The following is a 21,921-nucleotide window of genomic DNA, read 5'->3' as shown; positions in this document are numbered from 1 at the left end:
ATGGCAAGAATTGATTATTCAGTTAAGGCAGACCCTGAGACCACCTCTAAGGCTATGGGTTCTGAACTACATATTTCGCCTAAAAAGTCCCGTGAAATCTGCTGCAAAATTAAGGGCATGAAAGTCCCCGAAGCAAGAAAGTTTTTAGAAGATGTAATTGCTTTAAAACAGGCTGTACCCTTCAAGAGGCACCATGATGGAGCAGGACACAGAAAAGGTCCGATGGCTGCAGGCAGGTACCCTGTCAATGCTTCCAAAGAGATCCTCAAGGTTCTGAAGAATGCAGAAAGCAATGCCGAATATAAGGGTCTTGAGCCCGCAAACATGGTCATATCCCACGCTGCTATCCAGCGCGGAAGGACAATTCGCGGGTTCATGCCAAGGGCAAGAGGAAGAGCCACTCCTAAAGACACAGAAACTGTAAATATCGAGATGATTCTTTCCGAGGTGCGCTGAATGGCAATAGAGAGAAAATTCGTCAATGATGGGTACGTTAAAGCCTCCATGAACGAGTACTTCGCAGAGCAGCTGAGCAGAGCTGGATACGGCGGTATGGAGCTTAACAGGACCCCAATGGGCACCCAGATCATTATTTACTCCGAAAAGCCTGGAATGGTAATCGGGAAAGCCGGGAAGGTCATCAGAAAGCTTACCAGGGATGTAGCAACTAAGTATAACCTCGAAAATCCACAGATTGACGCTCAGGAAGTCAAAAAACCTGAACTTAACGCTCAGATGATGGCATCCAGGCTTGCAGCTTCAATTGAGAGAGGCTGGTACTTCAGAAAAGCCGGGCACAACACCTTAAGAGCGATCATGAATGCAGGTGCACTCGGCTGTGAGGTTGTTATCTCTGGAAAACTTACAGGTGCCAGGTCAAGAGTTGAAAAATTCGTTGATGGGTACATAAAACACTCCGGAAATCCCGTAGAACATGTTGTTGATGAAGGGTTTGCAGTAGCGATCAAAAAGCTCGGAACCCTTGGCTGTAAAGTCAGAATCATTCAGCCGGGCGTTGTCCTGCCTGACTCCTACAGAGTTAAGGAAACAGGTGAACTTGTTGAACCGGTTGAAAAGCCTGCCGAAAAGCCGGTTGAGGAACCTGCTGAAGCCCCTAAGAAGGAAGGCGCGGCAAAACCCCGTCCTGCAGCTGCACCTGCAGAATCTGTAGAGGAAGCTGAAGTCGCAGAGCCTGAAGAAGCCGAGGAAGAACCTCAGGCTGAGACCGCAGAAGAGGAAGAGGTTGAGGTTATTCAGGTCGAAGGTTCTGAAGAACTCCGAAGGCAGGTCAATGGAGTCTGGCAGCACAAGCACGAAGGTTATGATTACTGGCACCCAATGGCACGGGTTCACAAGGAGGCAAAGGAATAATGGCAATCCTCAGAACCAGCGAAATCCGGGCTATGACACCCGAGGAACGGGCTGATGAACTTGAGAATCTGAAAAATGAACTGGTCAGGGAACGCGCCCTTACCTCCGCAGGCGGAGCTCCTGAGAACCCGGGACGGATCGGAGAAATCAGGAGAACAATTGCCCGGATAAAGACAATTCAGCATGAATTAAATGAAATCTAAAGTGGAAATTCTACCTTCGACCCTTATCTACCATGAACTGATAGGGCTCGAGGTTCTGGTGATTCATTCCACTAATCCAGCATTGATAGGAATCCGCGGCAGGGTAATTGACGAGACAAAAAATATGTTAATAATAGAAAACTCGAAGTCGCGGGAACTGAAGATTCCAAAGGCGGGTTCGGAATTTGTCTTCCGGATCCCTGCCGAGCTCTCAGAAAAAGGCCGCAGATCCGATACATTTGTTAAAATTCAGGGAAACCTGCTGCTCTCACAACCCGAAAATCGGATCAAGAACATTAAAAAGTTACGCAAATGGGGCTAAACTCATGGCAAGAGATATTGGATTAAACATACCGGCGCCATCAGAAGAATGTGATGATTCATACTGTCCCTTCCACGGCACACTCCCAGTAAGGGGTCAAATACTTGTGGGCACCGTGGTCAGCAATAAGATGGACAATACAGTAGTTATTGAAAGGCAATACATGAAAATGGTGCCAAAATATCAGAGATACGAGAAGAGACGCTCGAAGCTTCACGCACACAACCCGCCTTGCATTTCAGCAAAAGTCGGGGATATCGTTACGATTGCGGAATGCAGGCCTATAAGCAAAACCAAGTCCTTTGTGGTAGTTAAAGCGGAGGTGCCAAAATGAAAGGTATACGTTCTAACATCCCAAGGGCTCTTAATGCAGGTGCCAATGTTCCTTGTGTAGACAACACTGGAGCCAAGGTAGTTGAGATCATCTCTGTCAAGAAGTACAGAGGAGTCAAGAACAGAATGCCTTGCGCAGGAATCGGGGATATGTGTGTCGTCTCGGTGAAGAAAGGCACCCCTGAAATGAGGAAGCAGATTGTCTACGCAGTAGTGGTTCGCCAGAAAAAGGAATTCCGCCGTCCGGATGGGCTGCGTGTATCCTTTGAGGACAATGCCATGGTAATCACAGACGAAGAAGGGGTTCCTAAAGGCACGGACATAAAAGGTCCTATCGCAAGAGAAGTAGCTGAGAGATACCCAAAGATTGGAACCACGGCATCTATTATTATCTGAGGTGGCGAGCATGGTATCCAAACAGCCAAGGAAGCAGAGAAAAGCAAGATATAACGCACCTCTGCATATCAGACAGAAATTCATGGGTGCAAGGCTCAGTGAATCGCTCTCCAAGGAATACGGCACAAGAAGCGCCCCAGTCATCGCGGGAGATACCGTGAAGGTCATGCGTGGAGACTTTAAGGGTACTGAAGGAAAGGTTCAGAGTGTTTCTCTTAAGGACGGCACTATTACTGTGGACGGGGTTATTTCCACCAAGGTGGATGGCACCGAAGTCCCAAGACCTATCTACCCCTCCAATGTTATGATCATAAAACTGGAAATGAAGGACGGGCGCAGAGCATCAAGCATTAAGAAGTGAGCCAGGTGATTTTTTGTGACACACCAGAAAAGATTAGCAATTCCAAAAAGCTGGAAGGTCGGGAAAAAAGGTTATAAGTGGGTCTCCACCACCCGCCCGGGGCCTCACAGCAAGGCACGCAGTCTTCCGCTAGGAATCATTATTCGCGACATTCTCAAGCTCGTAGATAACAGTAGAGAAGGTAAGAGAATTCTTTCGGAAGGTAAAGTTCTTGTGGACGGCATTCCCAGGAAAGACCTCAGGTTCCCTGTAGGGCTTTTTGATGTAATTTCGCTCCCGCTCATAAATGAAACATACAGAGTGCTCCAGGATGAAAAGGGGCGTCTTACCCTTTACAAACTGAGCGAGACAAACGTTAACAAGCTGTGCAGGATTAACAACAAGACTATCCTCAAAGGAGGAAAGGTGCAGCTTAACCTGAATGATGGGGCCAATATTCTTGGCTCTAACGAATATAGCACAAAGGATTCTCTGATTCTTTCCGTGCCTGACAAGAAGATAATAAAGCACCTTAAGTTCAAGGTCGGCAACCTGGCAATGGTGGTAGGCGGACAGCACTCCGGAGAAATCGGAACAATTAAAGAAATCAAGGAAGTTAAGAGTTCTAGGCACAATACAGTCGCGATTTCCGGGGAAACCGATTTCGAGACTATTGAAGATTACGTGTTTGTAATTGGTGAAGACAAACCTGAGATCAGGCTCGGTGGTGAGGCAATTGAGTAATCCTATGCGCGCTCCAACTGTTGAAAAGGTTATTGTCCACATGGGTGTTGGAGAAAGTGGGCAGCGTCTTGTAAATGCCGAGGAGATCCTCAGGACTATCACAGGACAGGAAGTTGTCAGGTGCTTTGCCAAAAAGACTCTTCCGGCTTTCTCGATTAAAAAGAAAGAACCCATTGGCTGCAAGGTGACCCTGAGAGGCCAGAAAGCCCAGGAATTCCTTGAGACAGCTCTGGGCATAGTTGGCAAAACTCTGGTCAGGTCCCAGTTTGATTCCCTTGGAAACGTCTCTTTCGGAATTGAAGAACACACGGATTTTCCGGGCATGAAATATGACCCGAATATCGGGGTTTTCGGAATGGATGTAACAGTTGTTATCAAACGCCCCGGAGAAAGAATCTGCAAGAGAAGGATCGCAAAAAAGAAGATCCCGACAAACCACAGGGTTACAGTTGAGGATGCAGTTGCTTTCCTTAGCGAGAACTATGGCGTGGAGGTCATGTAAATGGCAGATACTATAGACAAGTCCGGAAGAGGAGTAAATGTATGCAAGCGCTGCGGAAGAAAGCAGGGTCTTGTCCGTAAATACGATATCTACCTCTGCAGGCACTGTTTCAGGGAGATCGCCCACCAGATGGGTTTTGAGAAATATTCGTAAGGTGATTCAAATGGTATTACTTGATCCTCTTGCAAATGCCCTTTCTGTAATTAAAAACGCCGAAGATGTCGGGAAGAGCGCCTGTGTCATCAGGCCTGCTTCCAAAACTATCGGCAATGTACTGAAGGTTATGCAAGATCTCGGATACATTGGAGAATTCGAGTTTATCGATGACGGAAAAGCCGGAATCTACAATGTTACCCTTGTGGGAAGAATCAACAAATGCGGTGCAATCAAGCCGCGGTATTCTGTGGGAACTGGCAGTTTTGAACGCTGGGAAAAGCAGTTCCTGCCGGCAAAGAACTTTGGCGCCCTTATAGTTACCACTTCAAGCGGGGTTATGTCCCAGTACGAAGCCCGTGAGAAGAAGATTGGTGGGCAGCTTCTTGCTTATGTGTACTGAGCTGGAGGAAACAGGAAATGGTTAAGGAAATTGCAAGAACAATAGAGATTCCTGAAGGAATTTCCGTCTCTTTCTCTCAGGATGTGCTTACAGTGAAGGGTCCCCTGGGAACTGTCGAAAGAAAGCTCTGGTACCCAGGGGTCAAGATCGACGTCAGAGAGGGCGAAGTAGTGGTGGATGCAGTATCCTCCAGGAAAGAACAGAAAGCAATGGTAGGCACCTTTACTTCCCACATCAAAAACATGATCAAAGGCGTAAATGAAGGATTTGAGTGCAAAATGTCTATTGTGTACTCTCACTTCCCCATGCAAGTAAAAGTTGATGGTAAGTCCTTCATAATCGGAAACTTCCTTGGAGAAAAGAAGCCGAGAGTTGCAAAAATCCTTGGCGAAACAAAGGTTAAGGTATCCGGAAACGAGGTAACTATCACCGGAATAAACAAGGAAGACGTCGGGCAGACTGCCGCAAACATTGAACAGAAGACGAAGATCAGGAGATTCGACCCGAGGGTTTTCCAGGATGGAATCTACATCGTGCAGAAACCCTGAGGTGGTTGTGATGGCAGAAGAATTCAAATCAGAAGGTACTCTTGATATGGACTCTGAATCCAGGCGTTTATTCAATGTGAGAAAGGTTCTGAAGGGAAAGAAACCCCAGTTTAAAAGAGCAGCCTGTCACAAATTCAAAAGACTTGATAGCAACTGGAGGCGTCCAAGAGGTACTCAAGGCAAACAGCGCAGAAAATATGTATCTAAAGGTGCGCTCGCCCAGGTAGGATATGGAAGCCCGGTTGCAGTAAAAGGTCTGCATCCGTCCGGGTATTCGGATGTGCTTATTTCCAGTGTTGATGAACTTGAGCTTATTGATCCTTCTTATGAGGCTATCAGGATAGCTTCTACAGTAGGCGCAAGAAAAAAAGCTATTATTATAGCAAAAGCCGAAGAACTCGGAATCAAGATATTGAACCCTGGAAGGAGTGAATAAATATGACAGATTTGGCCAATCAGAGAAGGTTAGCCTCCAAAATCCTCGAATGCGGTCTTGACAGGGTATGGCTTAATCCTGACGCCTCCGAAGAGATCGCGTCCGCAATTACCAGGGAAGATATCCGCGGGCTCATCGAGAAAGGTACTATTAAGGCAAAACCAATAAAAGGAGTCAGCAGAGGCCGAGCCAGAGCTCTTGCCGCCAAGCGTAAGTATGGACACCGCAAGGGTCACGGTTCAAGAAAAGGTAAGAAAGGAGCCCGTACCCCCAAGAAAGAACTGTGGATCAAAAAGATCCGGGCTCTTAGAAGAAGGCTCAAGGAATTGCGTGCAGATGGCACAATTGATAAGTCTGTGTACTGCAGACTTTACAGGAAAGCAAAAGGCGGCGAATATAGAAGTGTTGCCCACCTGAATTCCCACCTTGAGTCCGAAAAAATGTTAAAGAAATAAACTGGAGGAGCTAAATATGGCAACAGGACCAAGATATAAGGTTCCTTTTAGAAGAAGAAGAGAAGGTCGCACTAATTATCACCTGCGGCTCAAGTTACTGCTCTCAAAGCGGGACCGTGTGGTTGTCAGGAAGAGTGCAAGAAACATTCAGATCCAGTTAATAGCTCCAACCCCAGACGGGGATATAACTTATTCCTCAGCCATCTCGAGTGAGCTTGCCAGGTACGGTTACACAGGAGCTACCGGAAATACCACGGCTGCGTATCTTACAGGGCTCCTTTTCGGACTGAAGAGTTTGAAAAAGGGATATGAGGGAGGCATTCTGGATATAGGACTTCAGGCTTCCTCTGCAGGCTCCAGGGTTTATGCTGCGCTTAAAGGCATAATAGATTCTGGTTTTGACGTCCCCTGCAACCCTGAAGTTTTCCCTTCGGATGAGAGAATTCGGGGAGAACACATTGCTGAATACAGAGAAGAGAGCTCAGACCTGCCAGAGCAGTTTGAAGCAACCAAAGAGAAAATCTTTGCTGAATTTAGTTAAGGTGATTAAATGGCATTCGATGAAGATTGGGTTCCGAAAACCAGGCTTGGAAAATTAGTCGTAGAAGGACAGGTTGCTTCTATGGAAGAGGCAATTAAATCAGGCCTGCCTATCAGGGAACCCCAGATAATTGATATGCTGCTTCCTGACCTGGAAGATGAGGTGCTCGATATTAACATGGTCCAGAGGATGACTGACTCAGGACGCCGTGTGAAATTCAGAGCAACCGTAATTGTAGGGAACAGAAACGGCTACGTAGGACTCGGGCAGGCAAAAGACGTGCAGGTAGGACCCGCAATCCGCAAGGCAATTGATGCTGCAAAGCTCAATATTACCTACATCCGCAGAGGCTGCGGATCCTGGGAATGTGCCTGCGGACTGCCTCATACAGTTCCTTACGAAGTCACAGGAAAATCAGGAAGTGTAAGCGTAACTCTTATTCCGGCTCCAAGAGGTCTTGGAATAGCTGCAGGGAATACTGCAACCAAGGTGCTGGAAAAAGCCGGTATCAAAGATGTATGGACCAAGACCTTCGGAACTACGCGGACTACCCTCAATTTCGCAAAGGCAACCTTCGATGCCCTTAACCAGGTCAATGTCATGAGTCTGCCAGTATACTGTAAGGAGGAAGCCTGAGATGTATGCAGTTGTAAGGTTGAGAGGCCCGGTAAACGTCCGGTATACCATTGAGGATACCATGAAGATGCTTCGCCTGCACAAAGTTAACCACTGTGTGGTTGTGCCCGAGACTCCTCACTACAAAGGTATGATTCAGAAGGTTAAGGATTACGTCGCCTATGGGAAAGTTGACGCAAAAACCCTCGCAGAGATCCTCAAAAAGCGTGGGAGACTCGAAGGCAACACCCGCCTGACCGAGGAATATATACGGGAAAACACAGCCTATGATTCTATTCAGGCATTTGCAGAGGCTGTAATTGCAGGAGAAACTACCCTTAAGGCTGTTCCCAAGCTGAAACCTGTTTTCAGGCTTCACCCTCCAAGAAAAGGGCATGCTGGGATTAAAAGGACCGTACAGCAGGGCGGCACGCTCGGAGATCATGGTGAGAATATCAATGCGCTCCTGCACAAAATGAGATAAGGTGGTTTGAATGGATATAAAGAAGTTCAGAGGATCCAGGACCTGCGGAGGCGGGACTCACAAAAACAGGCGTGGAGCTGGAAACCGCGGAGGGCGTGGGAAAGCCGGTGGCTGTAAACACCACTTTGTAAGAGCTATCTTAAGGGGATACAGCTACGGAAAGCATGGTTTCAAGCGCCCTGCTGAGATTTCCAGAGATGTCTCCATAGTAAATGTGGGAGAACTTGACGAGCTTGCCCCTTATCTTGCTGAGGAAGGGTTTGCAGAAGTCAGGGATGGAGCATACCACATTAACCTTGAGAACCTCGGAATTGAAAAAGTGCTCGGAAGCGGACGTGTTACGAAGAGACTTGTGGTTACTTCGGAAGAATTCTCCGCATCTGCTCGCGAAAAAATTGAGAATGCCGGCGGAAGTTGCATAGATGCCAAATAAGTAGTGTCACTCTGACATTACTTATTTTAATTCTTTTGGTAACTTTTTCATATTAGATGTACTATATTAGCATTGACTTACGGTAAAACGTAATCTAACATTTTAAAAATTATAAGTAAATTGTATTTTGAATGGTGTAATCGATGACTCTCAGGGATACGTTAGAACCGTTTTTTAACAAGTTACCTGCAGTAGCAAGTCCGGAAAAACATGTCCATTTTAAGGATAAGCTCTGGTGGACTCTGGGAGTCCTTATGCTGTACTTTGCTCTGGCAAATGTACCGCTCTTTGGGATGTCCCAGGATTCGGTTGACCTTTTTGAATCTTACCGTGCCTTCTTTGCAGGTGCGTCTGGATCCCTTATTCTTCTAGGTATCGGGCCCATTGTCACGGCTTCGATTGTCCTGCAACTTCTTGTTGGAGCAGAAATTATTAAATTGGACCTGTCGGATCCCAGAGACCAGGCATTCTTCCAGGGAGCTCAGAAGTTCCTTGTGTTTGTTATGATCGTGCTGGAGGCTCTGCCGCAGCTACTTGGTGGGTATATCCAGCCAGATCCAGGGCTTGCTTCTGTTCTTGGTGTAGGCCTGGGAGTAATCACCTTCCTGCTCCTTGTCCAGATCTTTATTGGAGGTGCACTGATCCTATTCATGGATGAGGTGGTTTCTAAGTGGGGTATCGGGTCAGGAGTCGGGCTTTTCATTGTTGCGGGGATCTCCCAGCAGATTGTTACAGGAATATTAAACTGGCAACCTGATGAAACAGGGCTCCCCATAGGGCTGATTCCTAAATGGGTTTACATCGCCCAGAATGTCGGGGCAGATTATCTCTTTTCTGGAGAAGGCGTGATGTTCATGCTGATCAGAGGAGGAATTCTGGCGCTTCTGAGCACGGTTGCTATTTTCCTGCTTGTGGTATATGTTGAGAGTACGAGGATTGAAATCCCTCTCGCTCACAGCGCAGTAAGAGGTGCAAGGGGGCGCTTCCCTGTCAAGCTTATATATTCCTCAGTGCTGCCAATGATCCTTGTCCGCGCTCTTCAAGCTAATATCCAGATGGTAGGGATTATTCTCTCAAGTCGGGGAATTAATTTCCTTGGTGAGTTCAGTGGGTCAACACCGCTTAACGGGATTATGTATTATCTTGCTCCAATAAACAGCCCCTATGACTGGATTCCATCTCTCGTGCGGGAGTCCTTTGCAAGCTATGGGGTTGCTGCGCCTGCTACTTGGCAGATTGCACTTCATGTTTTCATAGATGCGCTTTTCCTTATTGGAGGCGGGATTGTCTTTGCCCTCTTCTGGATAGAGACTACAGGCATGGGTGCAAAGCCTACAGCCCAGAAGATATTTAATTCTGGCATGCAGATCCCAGGCTTCAGGCGGAACATCGGCAGTATTGAAAAGGTCATGCAGCGTTATATCCCGAAAGTAACCGTAATAGGTGGAGCTTTCATAGGAATTCTTACGCTGGTTGCAAGTCTGCTAGGTACCATTGGAGGTGCTGGCGGTACAGGGCTGCTGCTTACTGTGAGTATCGTGTATAGACTGTACGAGGATATAGCATCCGAGCAGATGATGGAAATGCACCCGATGATCCGTTCCTTCTTCGGGGAGCAGTAAGGGTCTTTTGAGTTTGAAAAGGAATCGAGTTAGGTGTAAAGTAATAAACTAAAAAGGATACGGACACAGGGATTTTCGAATGAATATAATAATCTTTGGGCCCCCGGGTGCCGGAAAAGGTACCCAGGCCAAAAAAATGGTTGATTTCTACGGAATCCCGCAGATCTCCACAGGGGATATTTTGCGGGCGAATGTTAGGGAAGGAACCGAGCTTGGGCTTGCAGCAAAGGAATATATGGATAAAGGAGAACTTGTTCCTGATGAGGTGCTTATAGGGATTATTAAGAACCGTCTGAAGGAAAAGGATTGTGAAAAAGGCTTCATCCTTGATGGATATCCAAGGACTATACCCCAGGCTGATGCTCTTGCAACCATCCTTGATGAGATCAACAAGCCTATAGATGTTGTCCTCAACCTTGAAGTGCCTGATGAAGAACTTGTCGAGAGAGTAAGCGGCCGTCTTATGTGCGGTAACTGCGGCGCGAGCTATCACAGAACCTTCAACCCACCGAGAAAGGAGGGTATCTGTGATGTTTGCGGCGGTGAACTTTTCCAGCGGGACGATGACAAAGAAGAGGCTGTCAAGAATCGCCTTACTGTTTATAAAAGGCAGACTCAGCCGCTTATTGATTATTACGCAAAAAAGAGTCTCCTGGTATCTCTTGATGGCACCAAAGGCATAGATGAGGTTTTTGAAGATATAAAGGCAATCCTTGCGAAATTTGCATGAAGCCTTCATTTCCCTTTTCTTTTTCTTTTATTAAGTCCTTAGCTTTTCTATTTTTTCTTCACTAGGCATGTCAAATAAAAAGCCTCCGCTTCTTTCTTCTCCTTTTGATTCAAACAATTAGTATTTAAATAATATGCGGCTGTTTATGTCAACAAGAACTATACGACGGAGAAGCTGTAATATGACTGAAAACTCAATCGATGAACTGGTTAACTGGGTTATCAGTGTTGACCGCCGTTTGATTCTTATGGATTCCATGAAAAGGCATACTTTTGTTCGTGCTTCGAGTATTGCCCATGAGGCGAGCCGATCTACACAGAATATCAGCCATGCTTTAAAGGAACTTGAGAGTAAAGGCTTAATCCAGTGTTTAACTCCTGATAAGACCACATGGAAAAAATACACGCTGACAAGTGAAGGAAAAAAAGTTCTGGAAAAACTTGACGGCACGTATCTTTAATTGCTGGAAGTGGAATATCTCCTGCTGCATAGATACCTGTCGAAAGTACCTAACAGAATATGTACAGCATATAAAATTAGAATTCTAGTAAAAATGTAACTAATCCGGAAAATCTTTTTACTCTGGATTTTCAGGGTTCTGAAGCTCTCTGGTCCCGCTTTCCTGTAATATACTTAAATTCAATCTCTTGTTCTCAAGTTGAATGTATTTATGGTAATTTATGAGAATATTCGAAGATACCCTCTGCCCCAAAATCCTTTTCACAGCAATCCTTTTCAAAAAACTGCTTGACCACAAACTTTTTGGAAAAAAGTTTGATCACAAGCCTTTTGAAAAAATGCTTGAGCGAAACCGTTGCGCCGGTTTATCACGCTGTCATGTCGATTTTTGATCAAAATTTTTAGAAAAAAGTTTTCGGTCGAGCCTTTTCGTAAAAGGGTTGCAGTGCAACGGTTTCAGCTCAGCGCTTTTAATCGAGCGATTCCACGCTTTCAGGTCAACAGTATCATGTTAATTGGATTTCATAGAACAGTGTCGGGTCAATTGAATTTCTAGAATAGTATAACTTATATATACATCGATCCTTATTAAGCAGAACAATTTGCGTTATCATTTAAAACCGGCTCCGTAATCGAGCTGATTTATCAGAACTTTACAATAATCTAAGCTTGTCGAGCTTTATTTAATGGAATTCTTCTATGTTTGAAGATCTCAGAATAATTATTGAACCTGAATGGTGAGGACATCTTGGTTTCAGAGGCACTAAAAAATCAAATAGACCGGTTTCTGCTGGCTCTAGGTTTTTCCCTTATGATTGGAATTATGGTTCTCGGACAGGGTTTCAGGACAGCTGTCGGGGAATTTGTCGGGATTTTAATGAATCCCATACTTGCTCTGGTCGGAGAGGAGAATTTTCATCTAATTCTTTTTGTAATGGCGGCTATTACTGCTGTTTATGCATCCCTTATCCAGAAGTATACAATTGACTGGGAACTCATGAGGAGTACTCAGGAACGCGTGAAGGTTTTCCAGAAGGAATTCAGGGAGGCACAACTTTCCCAGAATACCTATATGCTGAAAAAACTTGATGAACAGCGTAAGGAAATGATGGAAGATCAGATGAAAATGTCCAAGCAGCAGTTCAAGCCAATGGCTTATATCAGTATCATTTCCCTTCCTCTTTTCATGTGGGCTTATTACTACATTAGCGGGCATGGGAATGCTACTATGGTTTTTCCTTTCTGGGGTGAACAGCTGCTGACTTCTCAGGCTTTCTGGGTCTTCCAGCACTGGATATACTGGTACTTTATCTCTTCTCTAGGGGTTAGCCAGCTTATCAGAAAGGCACTGAATATCGGTGGGGTCTGATGCGGATAACAGTTAGTGGGCTTCCTGGAAGTGGGACGACAACAATCTCAAGACTTCTTGCCGAATACTATGAGCTTGAGCTGATCTCCTCAGGTGAGGTTTTCAGGAAAATTGCAAAGGAAAAAGGGATCAGCCTGGCAGAATTCGGAGCTATGGCTGAAAAAGATCCTTCAATTGACCTGGCTATTGATAAGAATCAGAGAGCTGTTATCCACAGTCAGGAAAATCTGATTCTCGAAAGCAGGCTTGCCGGTCACATGGCTAAAGACGTCCCTAATGTGCTCAAAATCTGGATAAAGGCTCCATTACATGTCAGAGTAAAACGTATCCTGAAGCGGGAGAAAGCCTCATCTTTTGATGAAGAGCTTAAAAAAACAGTCGAGAGAGAAAAATCCGAAGCTCTCCGTTATATGAATTATTATAATATTGATATAAGTGACCTTTCGATTTATGATATCATTATTGACTCCGAGAAATGGAACCAGTACCAGATTTTTGACATTCTCAGGACAGCTATCGATTCTCTTATGGGACCAGAATAATTTCCTGCGGGCTCTATCAAAGGCTGGATTTTTATATAAAGCGTAGAGTTTTATTTGCCGGAACCTGATATAACTTGATATATTAAAGCGATTATGAGTATTCAGCATAATGATGTTTTACATTTATTCATCCAATTCAGGAGTTTTTGAAAAACTATGTCATCTGCCGGCAAATTGCCATCCGAAGCTGAAAGAATTCTGATCCAGAAGTCCCGTGCCTGGACGAATCCATCTTATGGTTCCTATCCTGAGAAACGCCCAATCCTCGAATACATTGAGAAAGGCGTTGTAAATATCGATAAACCAGCTGGACCGACAAGCCATGAAGTTGCAGCCTGGGTAAAGGCTATTCTTGGTGTGAGCACGGCAGGGCATGCAGGCTCGCTTGATCCCAAGGTTACGGGGCTTTTGCCTATTTTACTCGGAAAGGCTACAAAGGCAGTCCCTGCTCTGCGCCTTTCAGGAAAGGAATATATCTGCCTTCTGAAGCTTCATAAGGAAATGCCTCAAAAACGGATAAGGGAAGTCTGTGAGGAATTCACGGGACCTATCTACCAGATGCCTCCTGTTAAATCCGCTGTCAAGAGAGTTATCAGGATAAGGACGATTTATTATCTCGAGGTGCTTGAGATTGAAGGCAGTTCAGTGCTCTTTCGCGTAGGCTGCGAAGCCGGGACTTATATCAGGAAACTCTGCCATGATATAGGGCTTGCTCTTGGCTGCGGCGGGCATATGCAGGAACTCAGGAGAACAAAGGCAGGACCTTTTACTGAGGAGACACTTATAACGCTTCAGGATCTGAAAGATGCATACGTATTCTGGAAAGAAGATGGTGACGAGTCTGAACTCCGACGGGTAATCATGCCAATGGAAACCGCTGTAGCCCACCTTCCCAAAATCGTCATGCGGGACAGTGCAGTGGATGCCGTCTGCTCCGGCGCCGCTCTGGCAGTTCCTGGCATCACAAGCCTTGATGCAAACCTTAAAAAAGGGAATCTTACAGCACTATTTACGCTTAAAGGTGAACTCGTTGCCCTTGCAAAAGCTGAAATGAGTACAGAGGATATTCTTAAAGCCTCTACAGGGTTTGCAGCAACCTCGATCCGAGTTATAATGGAAACCGGAACTTACCCGAAAGGTTGGGTTAAAAAAGGAGATAATGTTTAAGCCCTGACCTCTAAAACTCTTTTTAAACACTCCTTTCTTAGAATAAAGTTTATATATCACTATTCCGTTATGGTATAAGTCGTTTAATAAGTTAAAGTTGTGTTAAAATTAAGTTGCTTATTAACCTCTATGCCGAGGTAGTCTAGTGGTAGGGCGCAAGCCTGGAGAGCTTGTGGGGCTTTGCCCCTCGGGAGTTCGAATCTCCCCCTCGGCGTCTTACTATTCTTACTTTCGTATTCTTAAGTTTCTCTGGATTTTTCTTTCTATATTCCATTGTTTTTCTATGGAAATTGTCTGTAGGTTTTTTATCCAGGCAGAAGATCATATCCAGTAATAGATCCAGTGCAGATACCCTTATATAATGGTAAATGCATGTAAAGTGACTCATCAGTATATGCTGTAAAGAAGCTCCTATAGAGAGAGCTGCTCCTGACTTTTTCGCGTATTCTTTAAGGGTATTCGATCAGGGGCTACAGGATGCTGTATGCATTCCTCAGGAGAGAGTATATGGTAGAAGAAAAGAATAATGAAGAATTAAGGCATCTTGTTCGGATTATGAATACCGACCTGCAGGGGGCAAAACCTGTAGAGTACGCCCTTACAGGCATCCCGGGAATAGGGAGGCGCACTGCTAGACTTATTGCAAAGGGCGCAGGGGTAGACCCTACTGCTACACTTGGATATCTGCCAGAAGAAGAAGTGGCAAAACTTGACGATGCAATCGGGAGAATTGAGGAAATCGTTCCTTCCTGGATGTTGAACAGGCGGAAAGATCTGGCAACAGGACAGGATAAGCACCTGCTGGGAACGGACATTTTATTGACCTTCAGGGAAGATATTAACATCCTTAAAAAGATTCGTGCATACAGAGGTCTCAGGCACGAAAGGGGCCTTAAGGTCAGAGGACAGAGGACAAAATCCACTGGTCGCCGCGGAGCAACTGTCGGTGTCAGCAGGAAGAAGTGATTTTCTGGTTGAGGTGGTTTTTAATGGCATATCCAGGTAAGAAAAGTAAAAGTTACGAGACTCCAAGGCACCCCTGGCAGGAAGCCAGGATGGCATCCGAAGTCCAGCTTATAAAGGCATACGGCCTCAGAAATAAGAGAGAAGTCTGGAAAGCAGCCAGTATGCTCAGAATGTACAGGACCGAAGCCAGGAAATTACTTGCAAGCGCTGCAAACGCTCAGGAAAGAGGACTTGAAGGACATCAGAAGACTCAGTCTGAAGAAATTCTTTCAAAACTTATCCGCTATGGTATTATCAAACCGGATGCAGAAATTGACGACATCCTCTCCTTAAAAACTGAAAATATCCTTGAAAGGAGACTCCAGACCCAGGTTCTCCGCCTCGGGCTCGCCAGAACCATTATCCAGGCGCGCCAGTTTATCACTCATGGACACATCGCAATAAACGGCAGAAGAGCTACTGTGCCAGGAATGCTTGTCTCTAAGGAAGATGAGATGCATATAGGATATTATGGGACCTCTCCGCTTGCTAGCGAATCTCACCCTGAAAGACCTGTGCAGGTGGCGTCTGCCCTTGCAGAGACCACAACTTTAAAGGCTGCAGCCGAAGCAAGACAGGCTAAAGAGAGAGCCTCTGAAAGAGGCGGCGGAAAGAAGAAGAAAGGAGGGAGGAAATAACCATGGCAGACATGAAATGGGCTGTAGCTCACATCAAATCTTCGTTTAACAACACAATTATTACTGTAACCGATATCACAGGGGCTGAGACCATTGCAAAGTCCTCAGGTGGTATGATTGTAAAAGCTGCAAGAGACGAGAGCTCTCCTTATACTGCCATGCAGATGGCAAGCCAGCTTGCTGATCAGCTCAGGGATAAGGGTATCAATGGCATCCATATCAAGGTAAGAGCCCCAGGTGGAAACAAGCAGAGAAGCCCCGGTCCTGGCGCTCAGGCTGCAATCCGAGCTTTTGCAAGAGCAGGAATTCGAATTGGCAGGATTGAAGATGTTACTCCTGTCCCGCATGATGGTACTAGACCGAAAGGCGGAAGACGTGTATAAGAGAAATTTTCAGGGAATTTTCCTAAAATTCTCTCTTTTGAATGCATTAAACTATAAGGGAAATTAAGGTATATGACGATGGAAGTAGACATTCTGGAGTTATCGGACAGATCTGCAAAATTCGTGCTCTCAAGAGTTAGCACCGCTTTTGCCAACGGCATTCGGCGTGCCATGATCGCAGATGTGCCAACGCTTGCGATCGAGTATGTGAACATTTATGACAATACCTCGGTACTCTATGATGAGCAGCTGGCTCTACGCCTGTCCTTAATCCCGCTTGTAACGGATTTGGAGGCGTATGTGCCACAGGCAGAATGCGATGTCTGCGGAGGAGAAGGCTGTCCTGCCTGCGAGGTTTCCTTAACCCTCAGTGCAGAGGGTCCTGGCGTGGTTTATTCACGGGACCTTATCTCTTCTGACCCGAAGATACAGCCAGCTGATCTAAATATACCGATTGTCGAGCTGAAAAAGGGGCAAAAGCTTGTGCTTGAAGCTATTGCTCACATGGGTTACGGCAGGGACAGCGCTAGATGGCAGGCAGGGATCGCTTGCGGCTACAAGAATGTGCCTATTATCAACATTCAGAATTGTGATGCATGTGGACACTGTGCAGCTGAGTGCCCGAAAGGCATTATACAGCTTGAGGAATCAGGTGCTAGAGTTTCTGAGGAAGATATTCTCAAATGCTCACTTTGCAGGCTCTGTGAGCAGGTCTGTGATATTCATGCGATAAAGATTGGCTACGACGAAAGCGCTTTTGTATTTACAATGGAGTCCGATGGTTCTTATACAGCCAAAGATCTCGCACTTAATGCGGCAAATGTGATCAAAGGCAAAGCCGAAGAAATCCTGGGCATTCTGAACCAGTTCTGAGCTGCAACTCGGACGGGCCCAAAACTTAACTTTTTACTGAGGCTTTGTAGAGTCATAAACATTTCAATATACGGGCTTCTTAGGGCTTTTGCGCCTGATTTATTTGATCTTTCTATGCCGCTGTGCATTGCAACTGAATAAAAAAGGACCATCTGCTTTACTAAAGTCTATAACTTACGCAGAATGACTTATACGACTCGAAATGTTTATATATTATCCATGATATTGTGAGGGAGTGCAAGGCGTAAAGCGCGCCGGATTACCAGAATAAAATTGCTTTGATAACAGAATTAAAACTAGATGCGAGGGTTGCCCAGCCAGGTCAAAGGCGCTAGGTTGAGGGCCTAGTCTCGTAGGAGTTCGTGCGTTCGAATCGCACCCCTCGCACTAAATATTTTAATCTGTTAATCTTGTAACTATTAATTTCAAAATCAGCTAATCTTAAAGAATCGATTTTTTACATATCTTCTATATACTTTTGTAAAAAATTTTTCAGATTCTTTATTTCATAACCGTTATGCGAGGGTTGCCCAGCCAGGTCAAAGGCGCTAGGTTGAGGGCCTAGTCTCGTAGGAGTTCGTGCGTTCGAATCGCACCCCTCGCATCTGTTTATACTCTTCTATTTAATTTTTCTATTCTAATTTTAACAATTAGTTCTAAACTTTAACCATTAATCCTAAACTTTAACGATTAGTCTCAAAAGCCATTAATACATGTGACCGGATTGCAAGGAGATGTATATTCAACTCTGGTTTGCATAACTTGACCATCTTTCATTTCATGCGACAATGTTCTACGAGCGATCAAAAAAGATGTAAAGGCACGGAACTCAAAATAAGGTTCAATGTTAGTAGAGTTATGTTAGTAGAGTTAACAAGAACCTGTGCTTTTGAACAATAATCAGCAGGATTAATCTGTGCTCCTATATTCACTAAAGCTTCACTCACTTTGTTTTTCATATGAATTTATGATGAGTAAAGCCTTTAAGCAACACTAAAACATGAGACTCAAACAGGTATATTATAAAATGAGCAAATATTTCTGTAAAATCAATCTAGAAGTAGATGGTAGGGTCTGAGTCCCTATTCTCAGATCCTACCTGCGATCCAACCCAAGGATTAAGAGGAAACCCTATTACTCTTAATCTGTACCTTTATAATGAGCCAGTTATATATATCATAATCGATACGAAACATTGTTTCAGATTTGAATTTTTGATGTAATTGAAAAATTATATAATATTAAAAATTTTAATGTTATTAAAAATAATCGATTTATAAAAAAAGTAAATATATGAAAAGCTTACAATGGGCTTAAAGTACTTCATATCAAAGTGTTTTTTACTCGAAACTAACTTTTGATATAAATAATTTAAAATAGGTTCTAATATACTATGCTTCGTAGTTGGTGGTCCCATCTCTCAAATGAATGCCTGGAAAAATGTCTGGAGGTTTCTGATCTTTCTTTAAATCAGTATGCTTGGGGAGCATAAATGAAGAGACTGATAGGGAAATCTCGTGAACAATGCAGGATTCCGGGCTTCTTCACCAATACTTTATGGTGAATGGGAGATAGAACTCAGGTATAAAGAAAAAGATGATATAAATATATTTATATTCGTTAATTGGATGGATCTAACCCTTTTGGCCATGAAAGTCTACTTTTCCCAATGTCTCTTTTCAAAAAGTATCTTTGTGTATTACATTGCAGATATATATTCATGGGAGATTATTGGGTTAAAGAGAGATTGTGAGGGTTAAAGGGAATTAATGCAGGTTTAAAGCCAGTGAATCCAGTTCGGTGTGGGATTGTAGTGACTACTTATATCTAAATTGTCAGGTTCTGGTATTATGACTGAGATAGATAAAAATCATGAATTCAAGCAGTCAGAGAAAAGCTCGTTGTACTATGAAGAATTTCCCGGGTCAGGGGTAAGTGAAAGTAGGAAAAATGATCAGGAAATCATTGACATGATCGGGTCTTTTATGAAGGATGAAGCATTCTCGTTAGAAAACGAGAGCAGTTTTACCATTAATAAAATATTATCATTTCTTGACAGAGAAATAGATGAAAACCAGAACTTTACCGAAGCATTGCTGATTAAAGGTACGCTTCTTTACAAAACTGGCAAATATAATATTGCGATAGAAACCTTTGACCGAGCTCTGGAAACTATACCAAAGGAGATCCCCGGGGAAAACTTGTCTCTATGGACAGAAAGTGATAATATAAACTATAAGTATGCACTGAAACTCAAGGCTTTTGCCCTATTCAGGCTTGGAAAATACAAAGAGGGACTGGATGTACTTAATGAGATCCTGGCAGTTTATCCAGATGATATGGAGATTCAGGAATATAAAACTGTAATATCTACACTTGAAAATGAAAGCCTGATTAAAGAGTTGAACAATCTCCCATATCTCTATCCCGAAAAATCCGGTACCTGGGAGCGTGGAGACCAGCAGGCTTATGAACCAGATAAATATGCCAGAGCGCTTGAAAAACTTGATAAGAGCCTTGAGATTAACCCTCAGGATGCGGACATCTGGTGGTATCGGGGCTCTGCACTTTATATGCTTGGCAGGTATGCTGAAGCACTGGAGGCATTTGATAAGTCCCTGGAAATTAATCCTAAAAATGAAGATGTTTGGAGCTTCAAAGGTTCTACCCTTTATATGCTTGGTATGCCTGAAAAAGCCCTAAAAGCACTTGATAAAGCGCTACGAAAGAATCCCAACAAGCTTGAGACCTGGTTTAATAAGGCATCTATCTTTTTTGAACTCGGAAGATACCAGCAAGCACTCTCTGCAGTAGACAACGCCTTAAGAATCAATGCTAACGACAAAAGTGCTTTAAATCTCAAGAATTCTATCCTTCGTAAACTTGGCAAAGAATCAATTATTTGATAAGAGACGATGAAGAGTCAAGATTCATCGTTTGACAAGAAGATGAAAAATCAATTGTTTGACAAGAAGATGAAGAGTCATTATTTGACAAGACGATGAAGAATAAATGCTTGACAGGAAGATGAAAAATCATTATTGACAAGAAGATAAAAATATTGTTTGACAAGATGAAAAAGAACATTGTTTGAAAAGAAAGTAAAAAATCGGCTATTTAATCAGCGCAGATAATTAGTTTTTTTAATATATTTACATATTTTTAGAGAGAATTCGAGGGAAATCACCCTCAAAACTTCAGGATACTGGCTGATCTGAGCTTAAATTACGGTTTTTCTTTTCACTTCTTCTCCTTTCTTCCTTATTATTTTTCGTGTGGTTTTATTCTAAGCCAGATTTCCTGCTCTGAAGCCTGGCTCTGCATTCGTTGAGTACCTCAGTGGGACTGGAGTATTCTTTGTCAGGGCTGCCTCAAGAGCCCTTAATATTGCGCCACGGACATGAAGATTTCTGGCTTCGTTGATAAGCTCCTGCTTCGATGCAGGATATTTCCTGGTATGGAAAACCTCTACAGCTTTTTGAAAGCCTTCGAATTCATGGATGACATCATCAGAGCTGGAATATTCGCGATTTGGAATGTTTTCAAGAGTCAGCATTGTGTCGCCACTGATATTCTGCTTTCTGGCTTCCTCGATAATTTGCTTCTTATTTGCAGGGTATTTCACATTTCCTAAAATGCTCTGGACTTCAGTATCACTTGCTTGCATAACCTTCCTCCCCCATGCTTGATCCTTTTTCTGGAATTCCTTGCTGGCATCAGGTGGTGTTTTACTCCTGTGTTAGCAGGTTATTTTCCGGATTTTAAATGCTTGATTCTAATGCTTATCGCTTTATCCAATTTAATTGCCCACCTTTGATACATTATTACTCTAATATAATAAAAAGAATACAAACCAAATCTTTGCTAAAAGAAGATTCTTCAGGTATTGCGGATCAGGTTAGAACTGCGAATTTTATCATTGTTTGAGAACTTAGTGGCTGGGGGTCAACGTAATACTTTGTGTATAGAAGAGGGTCTAATCCTCAAAAGAAAAGCTTATCCTGATAAAGATGGATGCATTCATTTCACCTTTGCCAGTGGGTTTCTTCCATGTCAATAGCCGCAAAAATCTGTACGAGAGGATGTCTTTTAATAGCTTTCATCAAATCTTCCGGGGTATACTCCATACCATACTCGTAACATGAGAAAAGCCCCATATGATACAGGATTACATCCCTCTCTATGCGTGTGAGTCTTATGTACCTCTTAATTCTTTCAATAGATAGAGTCGAATGTTTGTTATTAGCTGGATGTCCTTCTAGCGTTCTATAGTTTCCATATTCTCCAATGTATAACCCTTCCTTGCAAACATCATGACATAAAGCAGTGATTACTAGAGAGTCTTCAGGAAGCTGCTCATCCCTTTTCAGGCGAGAGTTAGATAATTTAAGGGGCTCCAATAAGTTTAAGCAATGTTCTGCAAGCCCGCCAGGATAATTCCTGTGATATTTTGTACTTGCGGGGGCAATAAAGAAGTCCGAGTTTTTGAGATAATGAATATAATCTCTAATTCCTTCTCTTTTTGTCTTCCTCAAAAGATCGATTATATAAGTCTCGTTGGCAAAAATTTCACTCTCAGTTAACATTCCAGCCTCTTTAAACGCCAAAATTATAGAGAATTTACACTTTTATTTTCAAGTCGAAGATAATATTTGTTAATAATTGCGAATTTATTTAATTCTCAGAGCCTATATAATCCTAATAGAATAAATTTTCCTTAGATTTAATAATTATAGAATATTAAAGAAAATATACAAAAAAGCAAAAGGTTTGTTCTATGATTATTTGAACAATATTCAATCTCCGTTGTGTCTACCCCTGAACTTGATTAAGTTTGATTACTGCTGCTAACAT

33 protein-coding genes and 3 tRNA genes are annotated in these 21,921 nt (G+C 43.6%); 34 read left to right on the top strand and 2 right to left on the bottom strand.

Annotated elements, in window-relative coordinates; genetic code table 11:
- The 34 genes from MSTHT_RS06120 (at nt 1) to MSTHT_RS05960 (ending at nt 19,973) form a co-directional block, all read left to right on the top strand.
- Nucleotides 1-456 (top strand): 50S ribosomal protein L22, encoded by a 456-nt coding sequence (locus tag MSTHT_RS06120; protein WP_048167018.1) that lies wholly within the window; start codon nt 1-3, stop codon nt 454-456.
- A complete protein-coding gene (locus MSTHT_RS06115) occupies nt 457-1,371 on the top strand; it encodes a 30S ribosomal protein S3 (RefSeq protein ID WP_048167017.1) in 915 nt (304 codons plus the stop codon).
- Nucleotides 1,371-1,574 (top strand): 50S ribosomal protein L29, encoded by a 204-nt coding sequence (gene rpmC, locus MSTHT_RS06110; RefSeq protein ID WP_048167016.1) that lies wholly within the window; start codon nt 1,371-1,373, stop codon nt 1,572-1,574. Before MSTHT_RS06115 ends, rpmC begins: the two co-directional genes overlap by 1 nt.
- The gene (rnp1, locus tag MSTHT_RS06105; protein ID WP_048167015.1) at nt 1,564-1,896 is read left to right on the top strand and encodes a ribonuclease P protein component 1; all 333 of its coding nucleotides are present in this window, start codon (nt 1,564-1,566) and stop codon (nt 1,894-1,896) included. Before rpmC ends, rnp1 begins: the two co-directional genes overlap by 11 nt.
- 4 nt (nt 1,897-1,900) lie before the next feature.
- Nucleotides 1,901-2,230, top strand: coding sequence for a 30S ribosomal protein S17 (locus tag MSTHT_RS06100; protein WP_048167014.1), 330 nt, complete (start codon nt 1,901-1,903; stop codon nt 2,228-2,230).
- Entirely contained in the window at nt 2,227-2,625 is a 399-nt protein-coding gene (gene rpl14p / locus MSTHT_RS06095) for a 50S ribosomal protein L14 (protein ID WP_048167013.1), read from the top strand. The genes MSTHT_RS06100 and rpl14p overlap by 4 nt, the downstream gene beginning before the upstream one ends.
- A gap of 10 nt (nt 2,626-2,635) precedes the next feature.
- Nucleotides 2,636-2,986 carry a 50S ribosomal protein L24 gene (gene rplX, locus MSTHT_RS06090; protein ID WP_048167012.1) on the top strand — a complete coding sequence of 117 codons (351 nt, stop codon included), beginning with the start codon at nt 2,636-2,638 and terminating at the stop codon, nt 2,984-2,986.
- A gap of 15 nt (nt 2,987-3,001) precedes the next feature.
- The gene (locus tag MSTHT_RS06085; RefSeq protein WP_048167011.1) at nt 3,002-3,709 is read left to right on the top strand and encodes a 30S ribosomal protein S4e; all 708 of its coding nucleotides are present in this window, start codon (nt 3,002-3,004) and stop codon (nt 3,707-3,709) included.
- Nucleotides 3,710-3,713: 4 nt separating this feature from the next.
- Nucleotides 3,714-4,211: a 50S ribosomal protein L5 gene (locus MSTHT_RS06080; protein ID WP_048168421.1), complete on the top strand. Its 498-nt coding sequence runs from the start codon at nt 3,714-3,716 to the stop codon at nt 4,209-4,211.
- On the top strand, nt 4,212-4,364 hold the full coding sequence (locus tag MSTHT_RS06075; protein ID WP_048167010.1) for a 30S ribosomal protein S14: 153 nt from the start codon (nt 4,212-4,214) through the stop codon (nt 4,362-4,364).
- Nucleotides 4,365-4,374: 10 nt separating this feature from the next.
- The gene (locus MSTHT_RS06070; RefSeq protein ID WP_048167009.1) at nt 4,375-4,767 is read left to right on the top strand and encodes a 30S ribosomal protein S8; all 393 of its coding nucleotides are present in this window, start codon (nt 4,375-4,377) and stop codon (nt 4,765-4,767) included.
- A gap of 17 nt (nt 4,768-4,784) precedes the next feature.
- Nucleotides 4,785-5,315, top strand: a complete 531-nt coding sequence (locus MSTHT_RS06065; RefSeq protein WP_048167008.1) for a 50S ribosomal protein L6 — start codon at nt 4,785-4,787, stop codon at nt 5,313-5,315.
- A gap of 10 nt (nt 5,316-5,325) precedes the next feature.
- Nucleotides 5,326-5,751: a 50S ribosomal protein L32e gene (locus MSTHT_RS06060; protein ID WP_048167007.1), complete on the top strand. Its 426-nt coding sequence runs from the start codon at nt 5,326-5,328 to the stop codon at nt 5,749-5,751.
- 2 nt (nt 5,752-5,753) lie between these two features.
- Complete coding sequence (locus MSTHT_RS06055) at nt 5,754-6,206, top strand: 50S ribosomal protein L19e (RefSeq protein WP_048167006.1); 453 nt, start codon at nt 5,754-5,756, stop codon at nt 6,204-6,206.
- 16 nt (nt 6,207-6,222) lie between these two features.
- Nucleotides 6,223-6,747, top strand: a complete 525-nt coding sequence (locus MSTHT_RS06050; protein WP_048167005.1) for a 50S ribosomal protein L18 — start codon at nt 6,223-6,225, stop codon at nt 6,745-6,747.
- 9 nt (nt 6,748-6,756) lie between these two features.
- Nucleotides 6,757-7,383 (top strand): 30S ribosomal protein S5, encoded by a 627-nt coding sequence (locus MSTHT_RS06045; RefSeq protein ID WP_048167004.1) that lies wholly within the window; start codon nt 6,757-6,759, stop codon nt 7,381-7,383.
- Nucleotide 7,384: 1 nt separating this feature from the next.
- Nucleotides 7,385-7,846, top strand: coding sequence for a 50S ribosomal protein L30 (locus tag MSTHT_RS06040; RefSeq protein ID WP_048167003.1), 462 nt, complete (start codon nt 7,385-7,387; stop codon nt 7,844-7,846).
- 10 nt (nt 7,847-7,856) lie between these two features.
- Entirely contained in the window at nt 7,857-8,279 is a 423-nt protein-coding gene (locus tag MSTHT_RS06035; RefSeq protein WP_048167002.1) for an uL15m family ribosomal protein, read from the top strand.
- Between the two features lie 143 nt (nt 8,280-8,422).
- Entirely contained in the window at nt 8,423-9,901 is a 1,479-nt protein-coding gene (gene secY / locus MSTHT_RS06030) for a preprotein translocase subunit SecY (RefSeq protein ID WP_048167001.1), read from the top strand.
- Nucleotides 9,902-9,980: 79 nt separating this feature from the next.
- A complete protein-coding gene (locus tag MSTHT_RS06025) occupies nt 9,981-10,631 on the top strand; it encodes an adenylate kinase (protein WP_048167000.1) in 651 nt (216 codons plus the stop codon).
- A 181-nt stretch (nt 10,632-10,812) separates the two neighbouring features.
- Complete coding sequence (locus MSTHT_RS06020; protein WP_048166999.1) at nt 10,813-11,091, top strand: sugar-specific transcriptional regulator TrmB; 279 nt, start codon at nt 10,813-10,815, stop codon at nt 11,089-11,091.
- 220 nt (nt 11,092-11,311) lie between these two features.
- A complete protein-coding gene (locus tag MSTHT_RS14480; protein WP_156149728.1) occupies nt 11,312-11,482 on the top strand; it encodes a hypothetical protein in 171 nt (56 codons plus the stop codon).
- Nucleotides 11,483-11,838: 356 nt separating this feature from the next.
- Nucleotides 11,839-12,459 (top strand): DUF106 domain-containing protein, encoded by a 621-nt coding sequence (locus MSTHT_RS06015; RefSeq protein ID WP_048166998.1) that lies wholly within the window; start codon nt 11,839-11,841, stop codon nt 12,457-12,459.
- A complete protein-coding gene (cmk, locus tag MSTHT_RS06010) occupies nt 12,459-13,001 on the top strand; it encodes a (d)CMP kinase (protein WP_048166997.1) in 543 nt (180 codons plus the stop codon). Before MSTHT_RS06015 ends, cmk begins: the two co-directional genes overlap by 1 nt.
- Before the next feature lie 156 nt (nt 13,002-13,157).
- The gene (locus MSTHT_RS06005; RefSeq protein WP_048166996.1) at nt 13,158-14,168 is read left to right on the top strand and encodes an RNA-guided pseudouridylation complex pseudouridine synthase subunit Cbf5; all 1,011 of its coding nucleotides are present in this window, start codon (nt 13,158-13,160) and stop codon (nt 14,166-14,168) included.
- A 131-nt stretch (nt 14,169-14,299) separates the two neighbouring features.
- A tRNA-Ser gene (locus MSTHT_RS06000) sits at nt 14,300-14,382 on the top strand.
- A gap of 263 nt (nt 14,383-14,645) precedes the next feature.
- Nucleotides 14,646-15,134: a 30S ribosomal protein S13 gene (locus tag MSTHT_RS05995; RefSeq protein WP_082086782.1), complete on the top strand. Its 489-nt coding sequence runs from the start codon at nt 14,646-14,648 to the stop codon at nt 15,132-15,134.
- 23 nt (nt 15,135-15,157) lie between these two features.
- Nucleotides 15,158-15,811, top strand: a complete 654-nt coding sequence (locus MSTHT_RS05990) for a 30S ribosomal protein S4 (protein ID WP_048166995.1) — start codon at nt 15,158-15,160, stop codon at nt 15,809-15,811.
- 2 nt (nt 15,812-15,813) lie between these two features.
- Entirely contained in the window at nt 15,814-16,194 is a 381-nt protein-coding gene (locus tag MSTHT_RS05985) for a 30S ribosomal protein S11 (protein WP_048166994.1), read from the top strand.
- Nucleotides 16,195-16,266: 72 nt separating this feature from the next.
- The gene (locus MSTHT_RS05980; RefSeq protein WP_048166993.1) at nt 16,267-17,067 is read left to right on the top strand and encodes a DNA-directed RNA polymerase subunit D; all 801 of its coding nucleotides are present in this window, start codon (nt 16,267-16,269) and stop codon (nt 17,065-17,067) included.
- A 302-nt stretch (nt 17,068-17,369) separates the two neighbouring features.
- A tRNA-Leu gene (locus MSTHT_RS05975) sits at nt 17,370-17,454 on the top strand.
- 132 nt (nt 17,455-17,586) lie between these two features.
- Nucleotides 17,587-17,671, top strand: a tRNA-Leu gene (locus tag MSTHT_RS05970).
- Between the two features lie 913 nt (nt 17,672-18,584).
- Complete coding sequence (locus MSTHT_RS05965) at nt 18,585-18,827, top strand: hypothetical protein (RefSeq protein ID WP_048166992.1); 243 nt, start codon at nt 18,585-18,587, stop codon at nt 18,825-18,827.
- 90 nt (nt 18,828-18,917) lie between these two features.
- On the top strand, nt 18,918-19,973 hold the full coding sequence (locus MSTHT_RS05960; RefSeq protein WP_048166991.1) for a tetratricopeptide repeat protein: 1,056 nt from the start codon (nt 18,918-18,920) through the stop codon (nt 19,971-19,973).
- A 380-nt stretch (nt 19,974-20,353) separates the two neighbouring features.
- Here MSTHT_RS05960 and MSTHT_RS13730 read toward each other — a convergent pair whose 3' ends face one another.
- The gene (locus MSTHT_RS13730; protein ID WP_052721840.1) at nt 20,354-20,734 is read right to left on the bottom strand and encodes a DUF2795 domain-containing protein; all 381 of its coding nucleotides are present in this window, start codon (nt 20,732-20,734) and stop codon (nt 20,354-20,356) included.
- 358 nt (nt 20,735-21,092) lie between these two features.
- A complete protein-coding gene (locus tag MSTHT_RS05950) occupies nt 21,093-21,653 on the bottom strand; it encodes a hypothetical protein (protein WP_052721839.1) in 561 nt (186 codons plus the stop codon).
- Between the last annotated feature and the right edge of the window lie 268 nt (nt 21,654-21,921).

Source organism: Methanosarcina thermophila TM-1 (genome assembly GCF_000969885.1).
Classification (GTDB): Archaea; Halobacteriota; Methanosarcinia; order Methanosarcinales; family Methanosarcinaceae; genus Methanosarcina; species Methanosarcina thermophila.
Note: the sequence above shows the minus strand (reverse complement) of the source record. Positions and strands in the feature narration are given on the sequence as shown.

What these genes read in the sequence shown, in the direction of transcription:
- MSTHT_RS06120 (WP_048167018.1), top strand. Translation starts at nt 1, where the DNA reads ATGGCAAGAATTGATTATTCAGTTAAGGCAGACCCTGAGACCACCTCT.
- MSTHT_RS06115 (WP_048167017.1), top strand. Translation starts at nt 457, where the DNA reads ATGGCAATAGAGAGAAAATTCGTCAATGATGGGTACGTTAAAGCCTCC.
- rpmC (WP_048167016.1), top strand. Translation starts at nt 1,371, where the DNA reads ATGGCAATCCTCAGAACCAGCGAAATCCGGGCTATGACACCCGAGGAA.
- rnp1 (WP_048167015.1), top strand. Translation starts at nt 1,564, where the DNA reads ATGAAATCTAAAGTGGAAATTCTACCTTCGACCCTTATCTACCATGAA.
- MSTHT_RS06100 (WP_048167014.1), top strand. Translation starts at nt 1,901, where the DNA reads ATGGCAAGAGATATTGGATTAAACATACCGGCGCCATCAGAAGAATGT.
- rpl14p (WP_048167013.1), top strand. Translation starts at nt 2,227, where the DNA reads ATGAAAGGTATACGTTCTAACATCCCAAGGGCTCTTAATGCAGGTGCC.
- rplX (WP_048167012.1), top strand. Translation starts at nt 2,636, where the DNA reads ATGGTATCCAAACAGCCAAGGAAGCAGAGAAAAGCAAGATATAACGCA.
- MSTHT_RS06080 (WP_048168421.1), top strand. Translation starts at nt 3,714, where the DNA reads ATGCGCGCTCCAACTGTTGAAAAGGTTATTGTCCACATGGGTGTTGGA.
- MSTHT_RS06075 (WP_048167010.1), top strand. Translation starts at nt 4,212, where the DNA reads ATGGCAGATACTATAGACAAGTCCGGAAGAGGAGTAAATGTATGCAAG.
- MSTHT_RS06070 (WP_048167009.1), top strand. Translation starts at nt 4,375, where the DNA reads ATGGTATTACTTGATCCTCTTGCAAATGCCCTTTCTGTAATTAAAAAC.
- MSTHT_RS06065 (WP_048167008.1), top strand. Translation starts at nt 4,785, where the DNA reads ATGGTTAAGGAAATTGCAAGAACAATAGAGATTCCTGAAGGAATTTCC.
- MSTHT_RS06060 (WP_048167007.1), top strand. Translation starts at nt 5,326, where the DNA reads ATGGCAGAAGAATTCAAATCAGAAGGTACTCTTGATATGGACTCTGAA.
- MSTHT_RS06055 (WP_048167006.1), top strand. Translation starts at nt 5,754, where the DNA reads ATGACAGATTTGGCCAATCAGAGAAGGTTAGCCTCCAAAATCCTCGAA.
- MSTHT_RS06050 (WP_048167005.1), top strand. Translation starts at nt 6,223, where the DNA reads ATGGCAACAGGACCAAGATATAAGGTTCCTTTTAGAAGAAGAAGAGAA.
- MSTHT_RS06045 (WP_048167004.1), top strand. Translation starts at nt 6,757, where the DNA reads ATGGCATTCGATGAAGATTGGGTTCCGAAAACCAGGCTTGGAAAATTA.
- MSTHT_RS06040 (WP_048167003.1), top strand. Translation starts at nt 7,385, where the DNA reads ATGTATGCAGTTGTAAGGTTGAGAGGCCCGGTAAACGTCCGGTATACC.
- MSTHT_RS06035 (WP_048167002.1), top strand. Translation starts at nt 7,857, where the DNA reads ATGGATATAAAGAAGTTCAGAGGATCCAGGACCTGCGGAGGCGGGACT.
- secY (WP_048167001.1), top strand. Translation starts at nt 8,423, where the DNA reads ATGACTCTCAGGGATACGTTAGAACCGTTTTTTAACAAGTTACCTGCA.
- MSTHT_RS06025 (WP_048167000.1), top strand. Translation starts at nt 9,981, where the DNA reads ATGAATATAATAATCTTTGGGCCCCCGGGTGCCGGAAAAGGTACCCAG.
- MSTHT_RS06020 (WP_048166999.1), top strand. Translation starts at nt 10,813, where the DNA reads ATGACTGAAAACTCAATCGATGAACTGGTTAACTGGGTTATCAGTGTT.
- MSTHT_RS14480 (WP_156149728.1), top strand. Translation starts at nt 11,312, where the DNA reads ATGAGAATATTCGAAGATACCCTCTGCCCCAAAATCCTTTTCACAGCA.
- cmk (WP_048166997.1), top strand. Translation starts at nt 12,459, where the DNA reads ATGCGGATAACAGTTAGTGGGCTTCCTGGAAGTGGGACGACAACAATC.
- MSTHT_RS06005 (WP_048166996.1), top strand. Translation starts at nt 13,158, where the DNA reads ATGTCATCTGCCGGCAAATTGCCATCCGAAGCTGAAAGAATTCTGATC.
- MSTHT_RS05995 (WP_082086782.1), top strand. Translation starts at nt 14,646, where the DNA reads ATGCTGTATGCATTCCTCAGGAGAGAGTATATGGTAGAAGAAAAGAAT.
- MSTHT_RS05990 (WP_048166995.1), top strand. Translation starts at nt 15,158, where the DNA reads ATGGCATATCCAGGTAAGAAAAGTAAAAGTTACGAGACTCCAAGGCAC.
- MSTHT_RS05985 (WP_048166994.1), top strand. Translation starts at nt 15,814, where the DNA reads ATGGCAGACATGAAATGGGCTGTAGCTCACATCAAATCTTCGTTTAAC.
- MSTHT_RS05980 (WP_048166993.1), top strand. Translation starts at nt 16,267, where the DNA reads ATGACGATGGAAGTAGACATTCTGGAGTTATCGGACAGATCTGCAAAA.
- MSTHT_RS05960 (WP_048166991.1), top strand. Translation starts at nt 18,918, where the DNA reads ATGACTGAGATAGATAAAAATCATGAATTCAAGCAGTCAGAGAAAAGC.
- MSTHT_RS13730 (WP_052721840.1), bottom strand. Translation starts at nt 20,734, where the DNA reads ATGCAAGCAAGTGATACTGAAGTCCAGAGCATTTTAGGAAATGTGAAA.
- MSTHT_RS05950 (WP_052721839.1), bottom strand. Translation starts at nt 21,653, where the DNA reads ATGTTAACTGAGAGTGAAATTTTTGCCAACGAGACTTATATAATCGAT.